Origin of the sequence: Enterococcus avium ATCC 14025 (assembly GCF_000406965.1) — a bacterium.
Classification (GTDB): domain Bacteria; phylum Bacillota; class Bacilli; order Lactobacillales; family Enterococcaceae; genus Enterococcus_A; species Enterococcus_A avium.
The window spans coordinates 30,352-53,296 of sequence record NZ_KE136357.1; the positions used below are offsets into that span (position 1 = coordinate 30,352).

A 22,945-nucleotide genomic window follows, 5' to 3' on the forward strand; every position below is an offset into this window, starting at 1 on the left:
AGACGACGAACTAGACGAAGACGACGAACTAGACGAAGACGACGAACTAGACGAAGACGACGAACTAGACGAAGACGACGAACTGGATGAAGACGACGAACTGGATGAAGACGACGAACTAGACGAAGACGACGCACTAGATGTAGCCGACGTACTAGATTCGGTACTTGAATCATCAGGATTTATAGGAGGTGTAGGAAGAGCTTCGTCTACGGTAATTTCTACAGGCATTCCTTTTTCACCTTGACCATTACTATTTATAATATAAAAAGTAACAGTAGCTCCACCTTCTGCAATTCGATCTGGGGCAAGGTCTATTTCCCAATTTGGAGATTGCAGAATGGTTTCCCAATCGTCTCCCTTACCAGTTGCATTAGGATTAGACGCACCAATAATTGCAGCATATAAAACATAAAGATTGGTATTCTCAGTTATAGGCCCAATCGTCAGCCAATCGTTTTTGACTTCACCTTGAGCGTTATATTTATCACCTGGATAATTATCGCTCTTAGAATTTGAATTTATTTGTACGTATTTATTCCAGTTGTAATAGGCATCTTGAACCTCAGGATCATCCCAATGTTCGATGATATTCGTATTAACGTCGGTAATTGCTAGGGCTTCTTGATTTAAAAGAAAGCCATAAGCAACTACTAGAACAACTACAATAAACGAATAAAATTTTCTTTTATAAAACATATTCCCGCCTCCTATTGTTGAAGATCATTATAGAATATCAGGGCAGGAATATAATTATTTTTTGTTGAAAATAAATTAAATCTAATTTGCTTGTTAGAAAAATCGAAAAAATAAAAAATAAAATTTACAATTGATTTATTTTCGGGAGTTTCATGACTATCGCTAACTAGAACAATTGCCTTTTTTTAAATCTAGAACCATGTTGTACCACGTTTCTCCCGCATGTTGTGAATCAGAAACGCCCTCTAGTTTGTAACCATTTTTTTCGTAAAAGGGAACAAGTGATTTTAAACAAGTTAGTGTGATCCCATCTCTTTTCTTGTTTCTCGAAATATCCTCCAATTCAGTAAGTAGTTTAGTAGCAATGCCGAATTTTTGGAATTGAGGATCAACCACTAAACTTAGAATAGTTTGATAGCCGCCAACGGCTGGATTTTTAACGGTTTTTTCAAATAGATCATCATACAAGTATCTTTCTGGGATAACTGGTCCAACGACATAGCCTACAGGATTATCAGATTCAGTTACAGCCAATATAAAGCTGTCATTAATAACTTCAATCCGTTCTTTCATTGACTCTGAGGAAGTAGCTTCTTCGGAAGAGAAACCTGATTTTTCAATGTCCATGATTCTCTCGAGATCTTTCAAAAACGGTGATCTAAAATTGAAAATCACAAAATCACTCCTTAAATGTATTGTTAAATCAATGTATAGTTTAGCATATTTAGATTATTCAGATAATAAGGTTTAATAGGGTTTGATTTTGTGAATACCATTTTAGAACATCCACAATCGAAAAAAAATCAGAATAGCTTCACTAGAATGGGACTGCTAAGAAAAGAAAATCAAGAGGCTGTAGTAAAAAATTCATTGATAGTCTTTCAATTCTAGAAAACCTTTGATTCCTGCAAAGATACCTAACAATAAGATAACAGGGTTTGTCTTAATTCCAATTAGAATTAAAAGCAAGCTTAGTGCAAGATAACCGTTCTTTTTATCAAAGCTAATGTTCATTTCATCACCTCCTTTTGGTATTGGATTCGAGTCAATTTTAAAATTAGTTTGACAGTTTTGTCTAGGTAATCATCTTTACATCGACATTCTTATTTTTGGACATTGGTTATCCTCCTATGATTGGGTTTGGCGATTTAATCACAGGACAACCAAATGTTTTTTTGTGTAAAAAATAGTTTATGTTCTCACTCAGAACGAGTAATCACGTCTAATATTATCGAACCTCATTTCTTCTAAAATGAATACAAAAATAACGATAAAAGACGTGAGTTTCTAACGAAGTCAAAGAAACCTCAAATTTTTTTCCGAAATCAGGAAAAATTTCGAACTAGAAAAAGCCGATTCCTCATGTGAGACTTAATTTAAGTCAGATTAGATCATTTGTTATTTGGGAGGGATTGAAAAATGAAAAAAGCTTTGATTACAACGGTTGCACTTGGTTTGTTGGCAGTGAGTGGGTCAAGTGTAACTGCTTTTGCTAATGAGTCTACGAGTGTCGGAAGTAAATCAGACGTTACGTTGACAGCGGGATCTGGAGAAGATGTGGACCCAATCGTTCCAGACGACACTCATGACGATGATCCAAGCACTGGAGATACCGGCGCGCTTTCAATTCCGTACGCGTCGAATATCACATTTGGTCAACAAGAAATTAAGCAAGGAGACACAGATTACTTTGCATTAAACAAAAAACCCCATGTACAAGTGAATGATACCCGCGGAGGAGCAAAGGGATGGGCACTTGGGGTAACACTTTCACCATTTATGGGTGAAAATGGCAAAGAATTGTCTGGTGCGAAAATGTCGCTTTCTAATGGGAAGATAGTTACAAAAAACAATCGCTCAACAGCTCCAGAACTAGCGGGAACCACCTTTGAGTTAAGTGAAGACTATCAAGAGGTTATGAGTGCTAAAGAAGGACAAGGTGCGGGGGCCTTCGCGGCAGTTTTTGAAGGAAAAGATGGTCAAAACGAAAACGTCAGGCTTCATGTTCCGCGGGCAGGTCTGGAAGCACAAAACTATACAGCAGATTTAACGTGGGTATTGACTGATGCGCCAGCGTAAGAAGCTTGGAGGGTGGGGGAAGAAATTTTCCCACTTTTTTATTTATGCAAGTCGTATGGGGGTACTTATTTTTTCTTGTAAAGTTTTCGCTGCGGTCGAATGGTGTTGAATGGATTGGCGGTTCATCCTTTAAGAATCAGGCTTCTGAGTCACAAACAGTTGTGCGGCAGCTGAAAGAAGAATCAGAGCGGCACTTTCAATTAAGGATTTCTACAGAAGAATTTGATGGAATAAAAGAAACTAAGAATTATTCTTGGTGTAATCGCTGATATTTGTAAATTGAAAAAAAGTTAGAGTGAGGGAAGAAAATGAAAAAAGTTATTCGCCTATTTCTATTTTCGTTAGTAATCTGTATCTCTACGCCAATAGCGGAGGCTGAACAAGTCAAAAGTGAAGCAGGTATATCATTTTATCAGCCTAGTAATAAAAATCAAACGATACCAATGGAAAAGGTAACGATGAATGATTCTAAAAATACTGCACCTCAGGAAAGAGTAATCGCACCAGAATCAGGTTCTAAAATGTACCCAAAGACAAATGAAGAAAAATCCTTATTACTCGGAAGTATCGGCGTATTGATTTTATGTTTGTTTTTCTTCGTATATTTTTTGAAAAATAAACTGAATGAGAGTTCACAGGAAAACACATAGTAAAAATCAGGAAGCCGAAAAGCAGCTATTAATAAATAGAAAAGCTCAAACATCGAGCTATAAGTAAAAGAGGCAACACGTCCAAATGAATGCCGAAAATCAATTACTCTGGCGAGGGAAAGGTAATGTGAACGTTAATTTGGCAGAAAATATTTTTTATTAGTCGACCCTCCTATCAAACTAGTAGAAATAAAGGAGTATTAGAATGAGAAAAATTTCAGAAGTAAGGTATCTTTTACCAATCGTTTTACTGTTCGGAATTTCAATCGGTTGTGGAAGGACTGTTGGAGCGACTATCGTTGAAGAAAACACCAATGATTCTGCTGAGAATGCAATACTTTCTAATCGGCCAGAAGACACAAAAATGAGTGGAATCACGAATGATGGATCATTAGAACCTAAGAATGTACAAAGTTCAACGAAAAATTCTGATATTTCTGTACCTGGAAAAGGACAAAATACAGCTAGTAGTTCTGAAACAAACGCTTCTGTAGAGTCCAATCAAACGAAAGAAAGTTCAGGACTAGTAGAACAACAAGCGGATAAAAAAGTTGCAGATCAAGCAACTGTGAACGTAGACACATATGAAGAGTTTAAGGCAGCTTTACTTGATTCGAACGTCCAGACAATCTCTTTAGAAAACGACATCAAAATACTAGATTCTTTCAATTTTATCGGTAATAAAAAAATTTCTGGTAATGGACATACACTCGATGTGAATTATCAAAGTGTAGGTGTAGCGTTGAGTAATGCAGTGTGTACCATTGAAGAGATTCATTTGATCAATCAGCCTATTTATTCTTTTTTTTGGTCGGAGTATCCGGGTGTAACGGTTAACTATAAGAATGTGACTTCCTCCGGTTATCAGTTTATTTATTTGGCCGCTGGAACTGCCAATCTTGAAGGCAATATTGAAGCAAGTGCCAATTTGCAGGAAATTTTTCAAGGACAAAAACTAAATGTTGGAGACCATTCGAATGTGACATTTAAAGACACAGCGAATGCAATTGCCATCTACTCTGGTGACGGCTTGACTGTAGGAGATGGAGCAAATTTTACCGTTGATGCTCAAGGACTAGGAATGTTTATGTACAATGTAAATGGCAAAATTGATTTACACGGAAATGTTGAGATTAATTCTGCGACAGATTCAGCTATTCGAGGCGGAGCAAACAATGGGTCATTGATCATTTATAACGATGCTAAATTGAAGGCTACCTCCAAAGTAACGGATGAAGAAGCCATTTTGCTGTATAACGGGTCTGTCATTGTAAAAAGTAATGGGACCTTGGTGGCAACGTCAGAAGGCCTGCAATCTACTCTCCAAACCGGTAACAAATTAGAGTTGCAGGAAGGATCGAACTTTATGATAGCCAACAGTAAAGGAAACGCCTTGGGTGCTTGGGAGCTTAAGACGAAGGTATCACTTTCTTCTTCTCAAGGGGTAAGTACCTGGAAAATTGGTAATATAGGAACAGAGATGCCAGATGCGATATATCAGGGACCATTGTCAGCCAGTTTTACCTTAGATACTTATACGACTGGGCAGCATACTCTGGATTTGGCATCGAATAATTCAACATTTAAAGCAGATTTTGATTCAGGGAAAGTTGCAAAAATAGCAGGTGGAATCTATTCAAAGAAAACCGAAATTGCACCAACAACTATTGATAAGTTAACCACGGAGAGCACACAAGTAAGCGGAACTGCTGAACCGGAAGCGATACTTGAGATTAAAGCGGATGGCAAAGTTATAGCTAGTGGGACTGTCAATAAAAATGGTGAATACAAGCTTGCGATTCCCAATCAAAAAGAAGGAACAAAAGTCGTTGCAGTAGCAAGGTCGGGAGGCTTAAGTGCTGAAGCCAGCACAATCGTCCAAGCTGTTGGACCACGTATTGAACTACCTGATGTGATTAATTTTAAGTCTCAAGAAATACCTCCTCAAGATACGCTGATCAAGTTTGTTGGTGATCAGGAGATTAACGTTTTCGATGATAGTAAGAAGAAATCAACAACATGGACACTTTCAGTTCGAGAAGATCAGCCATTGAAGAACGAATCTGGAGAACTGCTAGTTAATCGATTGGAGATCTATAACCAAGGAAAACTTTTTCAAATCACCGATGAAAATCAACCGCTTTTCGAAGGAAAGGGTCAATTTTCGGTGAAACTTGCAGACTGTATGCGACTAGCCTTGCATCCTGCAGACAAAATTGGTTCTTATAAAGGTGCATTGATGTGGACTTTTATTAAGGGACCTCAGTAAAGATTGAAGGGAATAATAATCAAACTAACTGTTAAGTGATTAGATTGTTGCAGGATAGAATAGTAGGTCTATCTAAAAAATTTCTAGTTTTACACATAATACCCTGAACTAGCAAAAAGTCGGTATAAGTTGTCAAAATCCCAATGCTTCAGTCACATTTATAAATAGGTCGAATTGGTGGAGTGGTTTGATACCGCTGCTAATTATTTGGATAAAACGGTGAGAAGTAAAAGGCAATTCGAATACTAATAGTGATGCACAATATATTAATGAAAGTTCAGTATTTTCCCACACAAAGTCAGTCCATGCTGCAAAGTCGCTTCGGCGCTTGCAGTATGGACATTTTTTTATTTATTGTACATTGTGCTCCTAATCGTCCTTATCCGGCAAATCCCCAACATCTCGCTCAAAGACCCGTAACCATGCGATCTTTACACCGAAAGCAAAGGCGTTTCTACTTAGCTTCTTTTTATTGGTATTGGATAAGACATCCCAAAGTAGTTTTATAATTGAATCGCTCTACATCACGGATTAGGCAGGTTCGAGAAGCTTGGCAACGCTCGTGATATAGATAAGATAAAAATAAAAGCTGAACATTCTGCGTAATTTAGTTTAAAGAACTTCTAAACGTCCTTTTCATGATCAAGTTAGAAAAGAAAACTTTTGAGTTAGAGAGAGAAGAAGCTTGACAGATCAAGATTTTTAGAAGTTCTTAAGGATCAATTCCAATCTATTGCTCCGCCCTAATTAAAAAGTTATACTTGTTCTAACGGGAGGCGATTAGTATGGATGTCGAAGTAAAAAAAATTGGTAATTCTGTCGGAATAATTTTTCCTAAAAAAGCCCATATGAGTGAAGGAGACAAGTTTACTTTGCGAACGTTTAATAATGCCTATGTGTTAACTCCAAAAATTAAAGACATATACTATAATGACGATTTTTGGGGCGATGTTAGAAACGAAATGACAAAAGAAGATGTTGAATGGGATGAGTTTGACACTTTGCCATCGGAGGAAACGGATTGATGTATATCCCTCATCAAAGAGATATTGTCTTTATTAACTTCGATCCATCTTTAGGTGCTGAAATAAAGAAAAGAAGACCAGCAGTTGTCGTAACAAATTATGAGTTTAATCGACGGACTGGATTCTGTTATGTCTGTCCAATTTCCTCGGTGAAAAGAAAAGCGCCATTGTATGTAGATTTAATAACAAATGATTCGACGGTAAATGGGCAAATATCCGTCCATCAAATGAGATCATTGGATTTTTGTAAACGAAATATAGAAAAAAGGGATACCTGTGAAATCAGCTGTTTTGCTGATATTTTGGAAAGAATAGAAGCTTTTGTAGCAATAGAAAACGAAAGCTAATGACATCCTCAATCAAGCGTTAATGGTTGCGGCAGCATTCGCAATAATAATGACGATCAGCAAAAATAAAGACAATAAAAAAATCGTTAAATTGGTCACCGCCTTAAACGGTGCTGCAAAGGGAGATTGTTAGCGCAATCTCTCTTTTTCGTTTCTTTATATCCTAACTACCCGTAATTTTGCACAAAAGAATCTCTATAAAAAATAAGGACAAAACTGGTGTTAGGATACTTTAGTAGACACATTTTAGAAGAGGCCCATCATAGCTTCGACTGAAAGAAAATTCACCAAATAAAAAATATAACCAAAAAAGACTGCTATTCCAAAATATCAAGAAATTGTGCTGCTTTATAAAAAAACAATCTCTTAACTTGATGCCACTTCAATTCGGGTAGTTTCGCATCTTATCCTTTCTACATCTCATCCAACCAAGCACATCAAGCTTTACAAAGAGTTTTCAGTATATTGACCTAATTTTTACATTCATTTAGTATTCTTAGTTTTGTAACAAATACAAAACAATGTCATAAGGAGAGTATTATGAATTTGAAAAAAGTGGTGTTATCTTGTGTTACAGTTTTAACTATTGCGTCCTTTGGGGGACACACGGTTCACAAAGCGGCTGAGAAATCCAAAGAACAAACAACTTCTCTTGCCTCCGAAAAGAATACTAGCAAGAAAATTGTTCTAGTGGGATCAGCTAACACGAGGGATTTGGGAGGAATCGTCACAAAAGATGGAGCGGTGATTAAAAAGAATAAGCTAATCCGTTCAGGTGAGCTGGCTGACCTTGTCTCATTAGATAAGGAACGATTGGTTCATGATTTCAAACTAACAAACATTGTCGATTTTCGTACGGATAGCGAGGTTGCGTCAAAACCTGATCCAGAAATTGAGAATGTTAAAAACTACCATTACGGCGTCATGAAAGACAGTGGTGCTACCGCTAGTAAAGACGACTTTTACAAAAACTTAGACAAGGTTAATGGTGTTGAATACATGGAGAAAATCAACGCAGAGCTTGTTACAACACCTACAGCCCGTGAAAATTATAAGAAATTTTTTGATGTCCTGCTTGATACTAAAAATGGCTCTACTCTCTGGCACTGTACTGCTGGAAAAGACCGAGCTGGTTTTGCGACTATGCTTGTACTAAGCGCCCTAAATGTCGATAAAAAGACGATTTTCGAGGACTACCTACTATCAAATAAGTATCGGAAATCGGAGAATGAAAAGACCATAGAACAAGTCAAAGAAGCCTCAAATGATAATAAACAGGCAGTTGAAAATATTACTGCCATGATGGAGGTTCGTAAGAATTACTTACAAACTGCCTACGATACAATGGAAGAACAATATGGCGGCGTTAATGGCTATTTGAAAAAAGGCTTGGGATTAACCAACGATGATCTTAAAAACTTAAAAGAGATCTATCTTAAGGACAATTAAGGGAGCCACTAAAAACTATAAAAAATCACTAGCTTGATCGACAATCTTATTCGTTTTCTAGATTATACTATTGGTTCCAACTTTCATTGGCACATTGGGTAAACTCTTATTAAAAATTGACATAAGTATCTACAAATCGAATAGATTAAACGTTGAAGATCAATCATCTTAATCGGTGATTGGTCTTATTTTTTTATAGCTAATTAAAAGACAAAACATTCTGAGATTGTATTGGAAAGTATTATTACTAGATAGTCGGTTTACAAGTGGATTTTTCGTAATTGGTGAAGATTAATTTATTCCTTTTTTTGGTTTTACTAATTTTAATAGATTAACAATGAATCAAGAGCATTTTATAGAGGTATAGCGAATCAACATGATCAAAGTTCAGTTTACATTTTTACCTTTTTTTGTTATTTAAAACACTATAAATAAGCTATATGGCTATTGCAACTGTTTAAATTTTGTTAAGCGTTAAAACAAAAGATGAATTGAATAGCAATTGAAGGATGTAAACGCAGCCATTATATTTTAGGTAGGAGCTGAGGAAAATGATTGATAGTCAAGATTTATCTATTCTTCAAGAGATTGCTTTTAGAGATCAAAGGAATACAGCAGAATTGGAAAGAAAATTTTTACTAACAAGGAGGCAAATTACTTATTCTATTAAAAAAATAAACGAACTGCTTTCTGAAGGTAATCAGGAATTGGTCAAAGTCTCTAGCAGCGAGCTCATCTTGGATAATAAAATCCAAAAATATTTACAAAATTATTTTTTAGAAATGGAATTTTTTTCGGACGTCTATCATTCGAAAGAAAACCGACAATTGATGATCTTATTAACACTTTCTTGTTCATTAGAGTATTTGTCGTTGGACCACTTAATTTTAATGTTGGATAGTAGTCGATCAACCGTAGTAAATGATTTGAAGGAGGTAAAACGAAGGCTCAAAAAAAGTGAAATCAACGTTGGCTACACTCGAACAAAAGGATATTTTTTAGATGGTGATGAAGCAGATATTCGCTATCTTGTAATGAAAACAGTGATTAACTTTCTTCATCAGGATAATGGGGAGCTTTTTTTAGAAAGTTTCTTAAAAAAGCAATTGAATATTGATTACTCAGAAATAGAAAGCAAGATCTTAGAGGCGAGTGCAAAATATAATATCTCTTTTTTCGAAAACAAACTCAAGGAATTTACTTATTGTTTTATTCTGTTGAGTCAGCGATTTAAATATGAACAGCCTCAAAAGATGATTAGTGATTTTATCGATCATCAATCGAACGAGTATCAGTTTAGTCTTCATGTGTGTAATTTTTTTCAAATAGAATTATCAGAAAATATTCTTTATATCTCTGCGTGGATTCTAGGTCTATCTGCTGGAAATATCGATAATAGAACGTCAGATCAACCAATGATCGTAAAAATCATTCAACGACTAATCGCACGTTTTGAAAGCTTGTCAGGTATTCGTTTTTTAGATAAGGATGCAGTTACTCGTAGATTGTACGAACATTTTAGGCCTAGCTATTATCGGTTATTTTATCACTTGCCTATCATTAATCCTTTAGCTCATAAAATAAAAAAAGAGTATCCAGAAATGTATGCCTTAGTTAATGAAGCAATTAGGCCTTTGCAGCCTTTGTTTGACAGAGAACTTCCAACAGATGAAATTGCCTTTTTAACAGTACATTTTGCTGCATCTGCTTTTGAAGAACAGGAAGAGCACGTAAAAAGGAATCGGGGGTTGATTTTGTGCCCCAATGGCATTGGAACATCAATTATTTTACAAAAAGAATTAGAGTCCTTATTTCCTAGTATAGAGTTTGTCGTGCAAGATTTTCGTAGAAAAATAGCATCTGATAGTTTTGATATTGTTTTTACGACTACCATCACCACTGACATGTTGAGTATGAAAATTCCATTTATTGTCGTCAATCCAATCATGACATCAAAAGAAAAATTTGAGTTGATTGGACGTGTGTATGAGATTTTAAATGACGAATCATTACTAGACTCAAAACTCGCGGAGACACTTAAAGTGGTGAAAAAGTATGTAACGAGAGAACAATACGAAAAAATTGAAAATGAGCTGCTTATTCAAGCAGATGTCAATCATTCTAGAATCATCATCGAAGAAGGAGGTGAGTATCCGTTGTTAAGCGAAATTACCAACAAGGATCTTGTGAAACTACAGGTAGAGGCAACGAACTGGGAAGAAGCAATCCGTAATTCTACAGATGTCTTAGTCAGTACGGGGGTTGCCACACCTAGCTATATTGACGGAATGATTCAGACAACGAAAGAAACCGGCCCCTATATTGTTATTACCAAACACGTAGCCTTACCACATGCTCGACCTGAAGAAGGAGCGAGAAGAATCGGGATTAGTATTTCTACTTTAAAAACACCTGTAGTCTTTGGTAATAAGGAAAATGATCCAGTGAAATATGTTTTTGGTTTAAGTGCTCTGGATAATCAGACTCACTTAACTGCAATGTCGGAACTGGCAGAATTGTTGGATCAAGAAAGCTTCTATCAGGTATTGGATAATGCTACAAATCCAGAAGAAATCATTGAGTATATCAAAAATTTTGAGAAAGAGAGGATGTAGGAATGATTAAAAAAGCATTGATTGCCTGTAGAACAGGGATGGGATCAAGTATGATGCTGAAAATCAAAGTGGATCAAGTTGTAAGAGCCAAGTCGTTTCCATTAGAGGTACAACATAGCACTTTGGATGATGTGAAAAGCTTCAAAGGAGATTTATTGATCACAATGGCTGACGTAGCAGATGAATTAAAAGGGCAGGTTCCATATATAATCGGGATCAATAATTTGATGGATAAAAAAGAAATCGAGACAAAATTGCAGGCATTTTTTGATAGTCAGGAGTAATAAAAGGGGGAAAAACAATGGAAATATTAAAGGTAGTGGTGTTTGACTTACTCGCTTCGGCACCAATTTTAGTTGGTATTATTGCCTTAACCGGGTTGTTATTACAAAAACAGCCTGCTGATAAAGTCATTTCAGGCACATTAAAAACAATTGTTGGATTCTTAGTTTTCGGGGTTGGATCGGCGGCGGCGGTAACTTCCTTAGATAGTTTTCAAGCCTTGTTTGCGGAAGGATTTGGGCTAAAAGGAGTTCTGCCACTAGCTGAGGCGGTGACTGCTTTAGCTCAAGATAAGTTCGGTACTACGGTTTCATTAGTCATGTTGATCGGGTTCTTGTGTAATTTGCTGGTTGCTAAGTTTACGCCATTAAAATATATCTTTTTAACAGGACAGCACAATCTTTATTTAGCCGCTTTATTGACAATCATGTTTAAAGCACTAGGAATGAGCAATTCGTTGACTATTATATTTGGAGGAATCATTTTAGGGATTTGTGCGGGCCTATTTCCAGCCATCGCTCAGCCATACATGCGAAAAGTTACTGGTGATGATGAGCTTGCAATGGGACACTATGTAACTGTCGGTTATGCCCTCTCTGGATGGATTGGATCAAAAGTCGGAAAACCAGAAGATAGTACTGAAAACTTAAACTTACCTGGTTGGTTAACAATGTTTAAGGATTACGTAGTAGGTGTCTCAATTACAATGATTATTTTCTTCTATATCGCGGCGATTGCTGCAGGGAAAGGAGCAGTAGAGGAATTATCTGGTGGAGTGAACTGGTTGGTCTATCCACTATTTCAAGGCTTGGGATTTTCAGCGGCACTTTATGTAATTATTACCGGAGTTCGACTGTTTCTGGGAGAAATTGTCAGCGCGTTTGTTGGAATCTCTGAAAAATTAATTCCTAACGCACGCCCGGCTTTGGATTGTCCAGTGGTCTTTCCATTTGCGCCGACAGCGACTGTAATTGGTTTTCTAGCAGCTTATGCTGGTGGATTAGTCACTATGGTTGTTATGGGACTAATAGGTACAATCGTAATCATCCCAGTAGCAGTTCCATACTTTTTCATTGGTGCGACCGCAGGTGTATTTGGTAACGCTACCGGTGGTTGGAAAGGATGCGTGGCAGGCTCCTTTGTAGTCGGGATTTTAATTGCTGTTGGTCCAGCATTAATTTACCCAATTATGGAAAATATTGGATTAACTGGGACATCTTTCCCAGAAACAGACTTTAACATTGTCGGACTACTTGTCTATTATATCGGACAATTATTACAAAGTGTATTTTAAATTTCAATTATCGTGAATTTAATGGAGGAAGTCAAATGAATAAAATTGATATAGAATCGGTTGCTACTATGAGAAATCTGGTTGTTGATAGTGTTGAAAATGCAAATCATGGTCACATGGGTGCGCCGCTTGGTGCTGCACCTATGGGCTACGAATTATTTAGATATCATATGAACCACAATCCTAAAAATCCAAAATGGTTTAATCGAGATCGTTTCATTTTAACTTCAGGTCATGGCTCGATGCTGTTGTATTCGTTATTACATTTATCCGGTTATGCTCTATCAATGGATGATATTAAACAATTTAGAAAACTAGACAGTAAGACACCAGGTCATCCAGAAGTATTCCATACACCAGGAGTAGAGGCAACGACAGGACCGCTAGGACAAGGCTTTTCAATGACAGTCGGGATGGCTATTGCTGAAGCGCATTTACGAGACCGTTTTAATAAAGACGATTTTGATGTAGTAAATCATTACACATATACCATATGCGGAGATGGTGATTTAGAAGAAGGTGTTGCATTAGAAGCAGCTGCTATCGCTGGAAAATTAGGACTTGGAAAATTAATCGCCCTTTACGACTCAAATGACGTTACTTCAGATGGACCATTAACGCAATCAGCTCATGAAGATACTCAAGAAAAATTTAGAGCAATGAACTGGCAAACGCTCTATGTTGCTGATGGAAATAATTTAGATGAAATTTCCGCAGCAATTAAAGAAGCACAAGCTGAAACGACGAAACCAACGCTAATTGAAGTAAAAACAATCATCGGATTCGGCTCAACATTGCAAGGAACTGAGAAAATCCACAGCAACCCCGTCGGTGCCGAAGAAGCTAAGAAAATCAAAGAAGCAATCGGCTGGGAATATGACGATTTCTTTGTACCAAAGGATGTAAAAACGAATTTCGATGAAATTGCTATTAATGGTGAAAAGCTAGAAATGCAATGGAATGAATTAATGAACGAATATACAAATAAGTATCCGGAATTGGCAACAGAATTAGAAAAGGTGATTAATGAGAAGTTTGAATTAAATGAAACAACTTTAACACCATTTACAGAAGAAAAAATGGCGACAAGAACAGCTAGTGGAAAAATGTTGAACCGAATTTACAAAGATTTACCAATTTTAGTCGGAGGTTCTGCCGATCTAGCTTCTTCAAACAAGACAACGATTGAAGGATTACCTTTTATGGATGAAGAAAATCATGAAGGACCAAATATCTATTTTGGTGTTCGCGAATTTGCCATGGCATCAATTTGTAATGGATTGACATTGCATGGTGGATTAAGAGGATATTGTGGAACTTTCTTAGTATTTTCTGACTATATGCGCTCTGCCATTCGTCATTCCGCATTGATGGGTGTTCCTGTGACCTATATCATGACCCATGACAGTATACAAGTTGGGCAAGACGGACCAACTCATCAACCAGTAGAACACCTGGTATCTTTAAGAGCGATGCCTAATCTAGTTGTTTACCGACCAGCAGATGCTAACGAAACAATCGTTGCATGGAAACTGGCAGCTATATCTAAAGATCGACCATTCCTAATCGCTCTTGGAAGACATGATGTGCCGGTAATTGAGAATGTCAATTTCGAAAATGCCGAAAAAGGCGGATACGTCCTATCTAAAGACTCAGACAATCCAGATTTAATTCTAATTGCAAGTGGTTCTGAAGTTGAAATGGCGCTGTTAGCGAAGGAACAACTCAATCAGTATAAAGTAAACGTTGTTTCATTGCCTAGCTGGGAACTATTTGATGCACAAAGCGAGGAGTACAAAGAATCCGTGTTACCAGCAAATGTTGATAACAAGTTATCAATTGAACTGGGCTCAACAATTGGTTGGTCCAAATATGTAGGCGCCAATGGAGCATCAATCGGCTTAGAGAAATTCGGAAAGTCTGCTCCTGCAGGAGATTTGTTGAAGGACTACAATTTTACAGTCGATCATATCATTGAAGAAGCTCAACTGCTAATCGAAAAAAACAAATAGTTTGATTCAAGATGAGACTGAAGAAAAAGTCTTAAGAATAACCAATCATTAAATCAGAGTCGAACGATCTTGCCCCTATCAATAACGATAGGACTTGATTGTTCGGCTTTTTTTCACGCAAAGTCAGTCCATACTACAAAGCCGCTTCAGCGCTTGCAGTATGGACTCTTTTCATCACATAGTTGTTCTCCTCAATTCTTGTGGTGGTAGATACATCCAGAACACTACGAGAATGATTAGGCAATCGCATTTAAAATCACTACTACTAAAAAGATGTTCGTGCAATTCCTAAGGTATATCTGTGTCTGGCTTCACGTAGCCTTTCTTATCTCGAATTCACGTCACACCATCTTTATGTAAAGAAAGACTTGATCTAATAAATATGAGGACGATTCGTTCTTTTATAAAAAAAAATTCAAGATATAATAGAGTTATAAGGAATGAGTAATTCTATTTTTTAAATATAAATGGAAATTCTTATGCATTAAAAAACACTTGTAAAACGTGTGCTTTTTGACATTTAACAAAATAAATTAATTAATAGATTCAATACAAATGATTTATTACCAGTATTTTTATTAAAAAAATCTTTGCCGATTAAAGTGAAGATGAATCGTTATTTTTAAGATGATTTCCAGAAAATAATGGAAGGAAGTGGCCTCATGATAAAACAAAGAGTTCGGGAATTATTACTATTATTGTTAACGACCCCAGAAATCTCAGTGAAGCAATTGGAGAAAAAACTAGAGCTAACTTCCAGTCAGCTGAGTTATACCATTAAAAAGGCGAATGAATTTTTGTTCGAACATAACATAGCTTCGATCGAAATTGGAGAAGGAAGAATTCTTTTTGCTGATGAAAATAAAAGTGAACTAACTAAATTGTTAAATTTTTCAAAGAGAAGAGACTATTTTTCAAAAAAGGAAAGAGTCTTGATCCAACTATTAATGTTGTTTGGGAGAAAAGAGCAAGAGTTTATTGGAATTGATTACTTAGCCGCCATTTTAAAAGTAAGCCGTAATACCATTACCAGAGATCTAAAAGAAACTAGAGAAATGGCGACAATTCATCACGTGACTCTTTCACAAAATACCAATCTTGGATTTTATTTTATAGGTGAGATAAAGGACTTACAGAAGTTGCTGTTAGAAACAATCTCTACCGCATTAAATCACTATTTTTCCGATGTTCGAGAGTTGATTGGAACGCTGACTGAGGAGGCAGAAGTTCTTTATTTTCAAGAAAAAATCAAATTGTTGGAGAATGAGCTGTCGGTAAGATTATCTGCTCAAAAAAATTCTGAGTTGTTGCTTTTACTAATTATTTTGTCTCGTTCAGACACCATCTACATCACACCAGAACAGAATTTGTCAGATGAGAATCTGAGGAAAATGAATGATTTCCTATTGGAAGAATTGGGCGAGAAATTTTCTAGAAAAGAAAACAGCTCATTCATCTCATTATTCTTGTTATCATCAACACTGATTAAAGTTGATAAAGAAAATAAGGATTTTAAAATCGATCGGCTGGTGGTGAACTTCATTCAGCTTATGGAGTTTAGCGGGATCTATTTTGATGAAGGTGATCAGCTTAAAGCGTTTTTGTATCAACATATATTTTCTATGTATTACCGTTTATTGTTTGGCTTCCAAGCAGAAAATCCTCTAAAGCAATACATCATAGAAAATTATTATGGACTTCACACTATTGTTTCAAAAAATTTAAACAAAATCAAAGAGCTCAGTCCATTTGAGATTTCTGAGGATGAAGTTGCCTATTTGACCGCTCTGATTGCTGGAAATGTGCGCTACATGGAGTCGAAAGGCGAAAAACTATTGGGGGTGGTTGTTTGTTCTTATGGAATGTCTGTTTCTCAATTATTGAGGCTGGAATTGAAAAAACATTTTCCGCAAATTAGTTTTCTCGATGGTCTTTCCGTTTCAGAAATCCATAAACTGGATATACCAATAGAAATTATCTTTTCAACGGTCCCACTTCAAGGAGATGTTCCTGTATTTATTATTGATTCTAACTTGGAAAAAATTGATTTTGATCAGTTAACCGTCGCTGTTGGGAAGGCCTTTCCTGAACACTTTGGTTATAAAGAGGAGCAGCTGAAAGAACTGAAGGATGTAGTTAACCGGTATGCAAAAGTTCAATCGATCGAGTTTCTAATGGCAGAATTTGAAAAAGTTTTGTATCGACAAAACAATCATTCTCTAAAGCTAAAACATTTGAGTGATTTTCTCTCCGCTCATCAGGTTCATTTTAAAAAGACTGTTGATAGCTTCGATACTATTTTAGATATTCTTGCGAGCGGCATGCTGATTGAAGGCAGTATTTCACCAAACTATATTACAGCTCTTAAAAAAGAAGGGTTCCATGAGCATCTCATTATCAAGGATGGTATTGCTTTACCCCATATAAAAGACGATCAGCATATTTACGCTACAAGCATTAGTTTATTGAAATTGGAGCAGCCTATTTTATTGGCGAATGAAGAAATTTCGATTTTTATTTTGTTAGCAGCAGATGAAAAAAAAGAACATTTAAGAGCTTTCGAAGAATTATTCTGCATTCTTGAAAATGAAAAGCTGTACGATGCTTTGCTGCAGATCAGCGATTACGATTCGTTAAATAAAGTGCTAAAGGAAGTGGATGTAGATGAGTAATTTATTGGAAGATGAAGAAACTGTGCAATTGAATATTGAGGTTGACTCATGGGAAAGCAGTATACGAGAAGCTGGTAAACTCCTTGAAAAGGCTCACTATATTTCTTGGAAATATATCGATGACATGATCGCAATGGTTCACTTATATGGACCGTATATTGTCGTTTTCGAAAATGTTGCTTTGGCTCACGCCCAATCAGGAAGTGGCGTTTACAAAAGCGGGGCCAGTCTAATTACGTTGAAGCAGCCAATTACTTTTGGAAATAAGGACAATGATCCAGTTTCAATTGTGATTGCTTTGGCTTCTGTTAATCACTCAGACCATTTAGAATTTTTAAAAAAAATTATGATTGCTTTTTCGAAGGGGGTTAAGGAAAAAATTTTAGCTTCTGAAAATGGGGCAGAGGTAATTGAGATAATCAATGAATATGGTGAGGAGGAAGAAGAGTATGAGGAAGGTTAATATTTTATGTGTTTGCGGGGCAGGTTTGGGAACGAGTTTAATGGCTAAAATGAAAGTGGACAAGCTTCTAAAAGAAGTAGGCTTAAAAGCAAATGTTGAAGCAACAGATGCTGGTAGTGTACGTGGGCAAAAGGTTGATCTTATTGTTACCACAGAAGCAATCAGTAAAGCTTTAGGAGAAGTCGCAGGGAGCAAGATGGTGACCGTGAAAAACTTTGCTGATAACGCAGAGTTTCGGAATTCAGTTCTGCCGATCTTGAATGAATTTATGGAAGCGGGTGAATAGCATGGGGATTTTATCTTTTTTGATAAATGATGTCATTACGCAAGCACCAATTTTTCTAGGACTTGTTGCTCTGATCGGGTTGCTTTTACAAAAGAAAGATGCTGCGGAGGTTTTTACTGGAACGATAAAAACCATTACAGGGACAGTTGTTCTTTTAGCAGGGGTGGATTTGTTTCTTGGCGTATTGCTGCCATTAATGGCTCTGCTTCAAGAAAAAGGGAATTTTACTGGTGTGATGCCAGATAATCAAGCACCATTTGGCGTTGTAATGACCAGCTTCGCAAAAGAAATACCAATCGCCTTTGTCTTAGGTTTTCTTATCCATCTTTTACTGGTGCGAGTTTTACCCTTTAAGAACACGAAGAATGTATTTTTAACAGGACATATCATGCTATTCTTATCTGGTTTTTGGGTAGCCATTCTAGCTTGGAACTTTGGCTTAAAAGGAAGCGGTCTAATTCTAGCCGGTAGTATTTGTACAGGTTTGATCTTAACGGTATTTCCTGCGATTTCCAGACCCTTTACAAAAGAGATTGCGGAAGACGAATATACGTTAGGGCATATGTTTAATGTCAGTGTTGTTGTAGGTTCGTTATTAGGGAATCTGTTTAATAAATCCAAAAAGAGCGATGATATTGAGTTACCAGGATTTTTAGCTAGCTTTAGTGATTTTTCGATTTTATTGTCTACTGTGATGCCTTTGATTTTTATTGGGATTGGTCTAGTTGTTGGAGAATCAGAAGTGACAACACTGAGTGGTGATATGAACTGGTTGATGTTCCTTATCATGCAAGGAATTAAGTTTTCAGGAAGTATTATGATTACGTTGTTCGGTGTTCGGACGTTCTTAGGATCGATTATTCCCGCCTTTCAAGGTATTTCAGAGAAGCTATTGCCAGGAGCGATTCCGGCATTGGATTGTCCAGTCTTTTATCCTTATGCACCAGTCGCAGCTATTATCGGTTTCTTAGGTCATGCAGTAGGTGCAATTATTTCTGTCGTGATCATGGTTTCGATTGCTGCACCTGTAATTCCATTGCCTAGTGCACTATTTATCTTTTTTGAGGGTTCTTTAGCTGGCGTTTTTGGAGATCGAAAAGGAGGCTGGAAAGGCGCGTTACTGGCAGGAGTTGTTGTTAGTCTGATTACTCACATGGGTGTGGCAGTGATCGCAGGATTACAGGAACCGCTATTACCATCTGGTTTGGTCTTTGGGAGTGCCGACATTGTTCTTATTTCACCAATTATTTATTTCTTTAAATTACTATTTGGTATTTAGTATACGCTTAATAGCCAGTCTGTGTTTAAGCCTAGCTGTTATTCTCCAGCTAGGTTTCGTTTTTGAATAGTAGAATATTGAGGAAAGGAAGATTGAAATGAGTATTGTTCGAACCTTTCTAGGAGACATTGATGCAAATGAGCTGGGCTTTACGTATTCTCATGAACATATCGTTTGTATTCCTCCTTATTGGAAAGAAAGAAAAGCCGATGATTTGCTGCTGGATAATAAACATAGTTCTCAAAAGGATGTTCAGGATTTTGCCGATTTAGGTGGAAAAACGATCGTTGATGCTACCGCTATCGATTATGGTCGCTGTGTGGAAGATGTGGTTCAAATCTCGAAGGAAACGGATATAAAAATTGTTGGAACAGCCGGTTTTAATAAAAGCTTTTTATGGGAAGCAGCAATTAGCGAAAGATTAAAAAAAGTCGTTGGTAATTATTCTACTTTTGCGGATTGGATTGCTCAAAGTACCGTTAATCAATTAACGGAACATGTGGTCAAGGAAATTGAAGAAGGGTTGGAGGGTACTAGCTATCGGGGAGGCCAAGTGAAATTTGGTACTGGATACAATCGTATTACACCTCTAGAAGAGAAAACTATTCGTGCAGTAGCCCGTGCGCATCATGAGACCAAAGCCCCCATCCATTCACATACAGAAGCTGGAACAATGGCATTGGCTCAAATAGAAATATTGCGCGAAGAAGGCATTAATTTACATTATCTTTCAATCGGACATATGGATCGGAATCTGGACCCTTATTTGCATCAACAAATTGCTAAGACGGGTGCGTTTTTATCCTTTGATGGCATTGCAAAAATAAAATATGCACCAGAATCTGCTAGGATCAAAGCCATTTTAGATTTGGTCAAGGCCGGTTATGAAGATCAGCTATTGATTTCTGGCGATACTGCTAGAAAGTCCTATTATAAACATTATGATTATGGCTTAGGCTTGGCTTATATCAAGAAAGAATGGGTGCCAAGATTTATTGACGAGGCAGAACAACAACATCTGGATGGGGAAAAATTAATTGAAAAATTTTTTGTAGAAAATCCCAAAAGATGCTTTAGTTTTAAAGACTAGAAATCAGAAATATATTTGATTTAAAAGATGAACAGCTGACTATAAGTTCTTACTCAAGTTATGAGGATTTTATTCGAGAGAAGAAAATAGAAGGCGAACTAAATAGCGTTACCATACAACGATCCTCCTGCGACAGCCGCTGCAGGAGGGCGTTTTTTATTGTACATTATTCTCTTGATCATCCTTATCAGGAAATTCCCCGACATCCTGTTCAAAAACTCGCAGCCATTTCTGCAGCCATGCGATTTTTAGTCCAAAGGCATGGGCATTTTCTAAGATCGAACCGATCTCATACAGAATCAGAAGAGCGGTCCAAATTAAGGCGACATTGATAGGTAAATCAATACCTACAACAGGTGCCAGTTTGTCTAAAGCAGCGGCACAGATAATTGTTGAGAACGTGATGAACTTGGTAAATAGTCCATATAGATTGATAGAGGAGACCCACGTATGGCTTTTCAGTGCTTTGGCATAGCCGGTAAAAAGATCTAAGCCAACCATCGTCAAAAAGACACCCATGATCGGGACACTTCCGCCGAATAAATAGTGGACGAACGTTCCTCCTGATAGAATTGCTAAAAGCGTCATTTCAAATTCCTTCTTTCAATAGATTTAATCAACACCTACGATCGTAACAGTAGGTGTCATTTGTCCTACGCTAGATAGAATGGAGCAATCTAACTACTTGATTCATGATTCGCTGGGTCGTCTTTATTCCGTTGTTTTCGCCTGAACATTCGTTGGAGCAGGCCTTTTTTGTCGTTTGCCTCTTTTCTTGTTGGCTGTTCAGTCGATCGGTTGGCAGGTGCGGCTACAGTTGCTGGATGTGCGACAGGTTCATTCGTTTCTAACGATAATTGTGTTTTACTAAATGGCACAATCGCCACAGGAAGCTGGAGCTGCATGTACTCGGATTCTGACTGATTTTCTGATACTTCAAAACAGCCAACCTCTTCACAGGTCGCTTCATAAAACGGTTCAGTTTGATCCACATCAATCTCGTTTTTCAGGTCAAACAGCGTGGTTACCTTCGTAGAGACAAACTTTGCCGTGACAACAGAATCAAATAGTTTTACGCCATCTTGTTCAAAAAGGTCTAAGGTCGTTAATAGTTCGCAAGCTTCTTTGATTTCTTCTGCCGACAAGCTCGTATCCACGTCCTGATAGGTCCAGTTGTATTTTTTTCGGTCACTGTTTAAAAAGGTGGTGACCAATTTTGTAGATTCAGTGATCATTTTTCATTTCTCCTTTCATTCTTTCTACGTAGGCTTTGATTTTTTCAAGGCTCCGTATTTTCTTCAGGCCGTACAATTGAAACCAATGAACGAGCGACAGAAAAGACTTTCTTGCCAAAATTTCTCAAAGGGAAGACCCTCATCGTCAGCCGTTTCCATTCAGGTGCCGCAAAGTAATCCTGAAAATAATAAAAGAAGCGCTTCATGGTACGTGTTGCTTTGGTGTTCATAAACAAATAGCGGACAAGATCGCTGAGAATGTTCGCGAACTCCTGCGCACCAAGTCTAAAACGGATGCGTAAAGCCATAATATATTTAATCGTTAAGCTGCTGTTCTGGGTTTCTTGATAATAGGTCATGATTCGTGTCTCAAGTGTTTCGGGTTTTAGTGTAAAAATCTGTTGGTGCGTTAAAGTTAGTTCATTCATGGATCTTATCCTCCTTATTTGTTTTAAAGTAATAATTTTTTCCAAGAGAAAAAATTAGTTCGATTCGAATGCCGTATATCATTCCTTTAAAATTGCTAAAGTAATAGAGAAGAGCGGTACGTCTACCGATCTTCTCAAATTTAGTCAAACGTTGATGCTACAGTTGTTCCTGTGTGTTATCAAATAGGATCGTTTCAGTTGTTTCCACGTATTTCGCGCTTTCGACTGTGTTGAAAAGGTCCGTGCCGTCTTTATGGAAAAGCTTGATGCCGGTTAGACGTTGCAAGAGGCTTTTGACTTCGCCTGCTGTCTTATTTGGATCAGGGTTATTCAGGCTCCAGGTTTGTTTTTTTCCTAAGCTGGTTGTAAAGGTTGCGACAAGTTTAAACATCTAATTTCCTCCTTCTTTATTTGGTATATCGTGATTGGCTAGTTAGGATCACGCCGTCTAGGTTGCTACCATCTGGTGAAAGTTCTGTCAGGATGGCGCCAAGCTCTAGCACCGCTTCTTCGGTTGGTTCATCGATGACGTTTTGGAAATTCACCTTTCTTAATTTGTCTTCACCTGCATCGATTTGTACTTGTAATTTGTTGCCGATTTTTTGAATCATTTTTCATTCCTCCGTTATAGTATTTTTTGTTCCGGCCGGTGACTTAACGATAAAGGTGAAATGCAAACTCGGTCAAAACCGGTAAAATTACATTTGAGGGTCAAAATTGCAGGAGTTTTCAATCTCTTTTTTACACAAATCCTATAAGAACGGGCTTTTA

The 22,945-nt window shown here is 37.2% G+C and carries 23 protein-coding genes; 15 read left to right on the forward strand and 8 right to left on the reverse strand.

All coding sequences use genetic code 11. The annotated features are described in order from the left end of the window. The 3 genes from OMU_RS23105 to OMU_RS23260 all read right to left on the reverse strand — a co-directional run. Positions 1-699 (reverse strand): hypothetical protein (locus tag OMU_RS23105; RefSeq protein ID WP_016177938.1); only part of this gene is annotated, 699 nt, incomplete at its 3' end. A 162-nt stretch (positions 700-861) separates the two neighbouring features. Next, positions 862-1,326 (reverse strand): GNAT family N-acetyltransferase, encoded by a 465-nt coding sequence (locus tag OMU_RS00165; RefSeq protein ID WP_051122615.1) that lies wholly within the window; start codon positions 1,324-1,326, stop codon positions 862-864. A 240-nt stretch (positions 1,327-1,566) separates the two neighbouring features. Then, positions 1,567-1,713 (reverse strand): hypothetical protein, encoded by a 147-nt coding sequence (locus OMU_RS23260; protein WP_016177940.1) that lies wholly within the window; start codon positions 1,711-1,713, stop codon positions 1,567-1,569. Positions 1,714-2,118: 405 nt separating this feature from the next. On the opposite strand from OMU_RS23260, the gene OMU_RS00170 reads away from it, so the two are divergent. The 15 genes from OMU_RS00170 (at position 2,119) to OMU_RS00245 (ending at position 20,511) form a co-directional block, all read left to right on the forward strand. Beyond that, entirely contained in the window at positions 2,119-2,778 is a 660-nt protein-coding gene (locus OMU_RS00170) for a WxL domain-containing protein (RefSeq protein WP_016177941.1), read from the forward strand. A 308-nt stretch (positions 2,779-3,086) separates the two neighbouring features. After that, positions 3,087-3,428, forward strand: coding sequence for an EF2685/EF0750 family sortase-dependent surface protein (locus tag OMU_RS00180; RefSeq protein ID WP_016177942.1), 342 nt, complete (start codon positions 3,087-3,089; stop codon positions 3,426-3,428). 205 nt (positions 3,429-3,633) lie between these two features. Continuing rightward, positions 3,634-5,697, forward strand: a complete 2,064-nt coding sequence (locus tag OMU_RS00185; RefSeq protein ID WP_016177943.1) for a pectate lyase-like adhesive domain-containing protein — start codon at positions 3,634-3,636, stop codon at positions 5,695-5,697. Positions 5,698-6,482: 785 nt separating this feature from the next. Further along, positions 6,483-6,722 (forward strand): AbrB/MazE/SpoVT family DNA-binding domain-containing protein, encoded by a 240-nt coding sequence (locus OMU_RS00190; protein ID WP_016177944.1) that lies wholly within the window; start codon positions 6,483-6,485, stop codon positions 6,720-6,722. Further along, positions 6,722-7,069 (forward strand): type II toxin-antitoxin system PemK/MazF family toxin, encoded by a 348-nt coding sequence (locus OMU_RS00195; protein ID WP_016177945.1) that lies wholly within the window; start codon positions 6,722-6,724, stop codon positions 7,067-7,069. The genes OMU_RS00190 and OMU_RS00195 overlap by 1 nt, the downstream gene beginning before the upstream one ends. A gap of 540 nt (positions 7,070-7,609) precedes the next feature. Continuing rightward, positions 7,610-8,518 carry a tyrosine-protein phosphatase gene (locus OMU_RS00200; RefSeq protein WP_016177946.1) on the forward strand — a complete coding sequence of 303 codons (909 nt, stop codon included), beginning with the start codon at positions 7,610-7,612 and terminating at the stop codon, positions 8,516-8,518. Positions 8,519-9,069: 551 nt separating this feature from the next. After that, the gene (locus tag OMU_RS00205; protein WP_016177947.1) at positions 9,070-11,133 is read left to right on the forward strand and encodes a BglG family transcription antiterminator; all 2,064 of its coding nucleotides are present in this window, start codon (positions 9,070-9,072) and stop codon (positions 11,131-11,133) included. Positions 11,134-11,135: 2 nt separating this feature from the next. After that, on the forward strand, positions 11,136-11,417 hold the full coding sequence (locus OMU_RS00210) for a PTS sugar transporter subunit IIB (RefSeq protein WP_016177948.1): 282 nt from the start codon (positions 11,136-11,138) through the stop codon (positions 11,415-11,417). A gap of 17 nt (positions 11,418-11,434) precedes the next feature. Beyond that, complete coding sequence (ulaA, locus tag OMU_RS00215) at positions 11,435-12,709, forward strand: PTS ascorbate transporter subunit IIC (protein ID WP_016177949.1); 1,275 nt, start codon at positions 11,435-11,437, stop codon at positions 12,707-12,709. Between the two features lie 35 nt (positions 12,710-12,744). Next, positions 12,745-14,721: a transketolase gene (gene tkt / locus OMU_RS00220; protein ID WP_016177950.1), complete on the forward strand. Its 1,977-nt coding sequence runs from the start codon at positions 12,745-12,747 to the stop codon at positions 14,719-14,721. A 662-nt stretch (positions 14,722-15,383) separates the two neighbouring features. Continuing rightward, positions 15,384-17,393, forward strand: coding sequence for a BglG family transcription antiterminator (locus tag OMU_RS00225; RefSeq protein WP_016177951.1), 2,010 nt, complete (start codon positions 15,384-15,386; stop codon positions 17,391-17,393). After that, entirely contained in the window at positions 17,386-17,856 is a 471-nt protein-coding gene (locus OMU_RS00230; RefSeq protein ID WP_016177952.1) for a PTS sugar transporter subunit IIA, read from the forward strand. The genes OMU_RS00225 and OMU_RS00230 overlap by 8 nt, the downstream gene beginning before the upstream one ends. Then, positions 17,843-18,142: a PTS sugar transporter subunit IIB gene (locus OMU_RS00235; protein ID WP_016177953.1), complete on the forward strand. Its 300-nt coding sequence runs from the start codon at positions 17,843-17,845 to the stop codon at positions 18,140-18,142. Before OMU_RS00230 ends, OMU_RS00235 begins: the two co-directional genes overlap by 14 nt. A 1-nt stretch (position 18,143) precedes the next feature. After that, on the forward strand, positions 18,144-19,421 hold the full coding sequence (locus tag OMU_RS00240; RefSeq protein WP_016252563.1) for a PTS transporter subunit IIC: 1,278 nt from the start codon (positions 18,144-18,146) through the stop codon (positions 19,419-19,421). A 97-nt stretch (positions 19,422-19,518) separates the two neighbouring features. Continuing rightward, positions 19,519-20,511: a phosphotriesterase family protein gene (locus OMU_RS00245; protein WP_016177955.1), complete on the forward strand. Its 993-nt coding sequence runs from the start codon at positions 19,519-19,521 to the stop codon at positions 20,509-20,511. 156 nt (positions 20,512-20,667) lie between these two features. Here OMU_RS00245 and OMU_RS00250 read toward each other — a convergent pair whose 3' ends face one another. The 5 genes from OMU_RS00250 to OMU_RS00270 form a co-directional block, all read right to left on the reverse strand. Further along, positions 20,668-21,099, reverse strand: coding sequence for a phage holin family protein (locus tag OMU_RS00250; RefSeq protein WP_016177956.1), 432 nt, complete (start codon positions 21,097-21,099; stop codon positions 20,668-20,670). A gap of 89 nt (positions 21,100-21,188) precedes the next feature. Continuing rightward, positions 21,189-21,746 (reverse strand): DUF2922 family protein, encoded by a 558-nt coding sequence (locus tag OMU_RS00255; protein ID WP_016177957.1) that lies wholly within the window; start codon positions 21,744-21,746, stop codon positions 21,189-21,191. A gap of 44 nt (positions 21,747-21,790) precedes the next feature. Beyond that, positions 21,791-22,174, reverse strand: coding sequence for a hypothetical protein (locus tag OMU_RS00260; protein ID WP_016177958.1), 384 nt, complete (start codon positions 22,172-22,174; stop codon positions 21,791-21,793). Between the two features lie 157 nt (positions 22,175-22,331). Further along, the gene (locus OMU_RS00265) at positions 22,332-22,565 is read right to left on the reverse strand and encodes a DUF2922 domain-containing protein (RefSeq protein WP_016177959.1); all 234 of its coding nucleotides are present in this window, start codon (positions 22,563-22,565) and stop codon (positions 22,332-22,334) included. 16 nt (positions 22,566-22,581) lie between these two features. After that, positions 22,582-22,785: a DUF1659 domain-containing protein gene (locus OMU_RS00270; RefSeq protein ID WP_016177960.1), complete on the reverse strand. Its 204-nt coding sequence runs from the start codon at positions 22,783-22,785 to the stop codon at positions 22,582-22,584. Between the last annotated feature and the right edge of the window lie 160 nt (positions 22,786-22,945).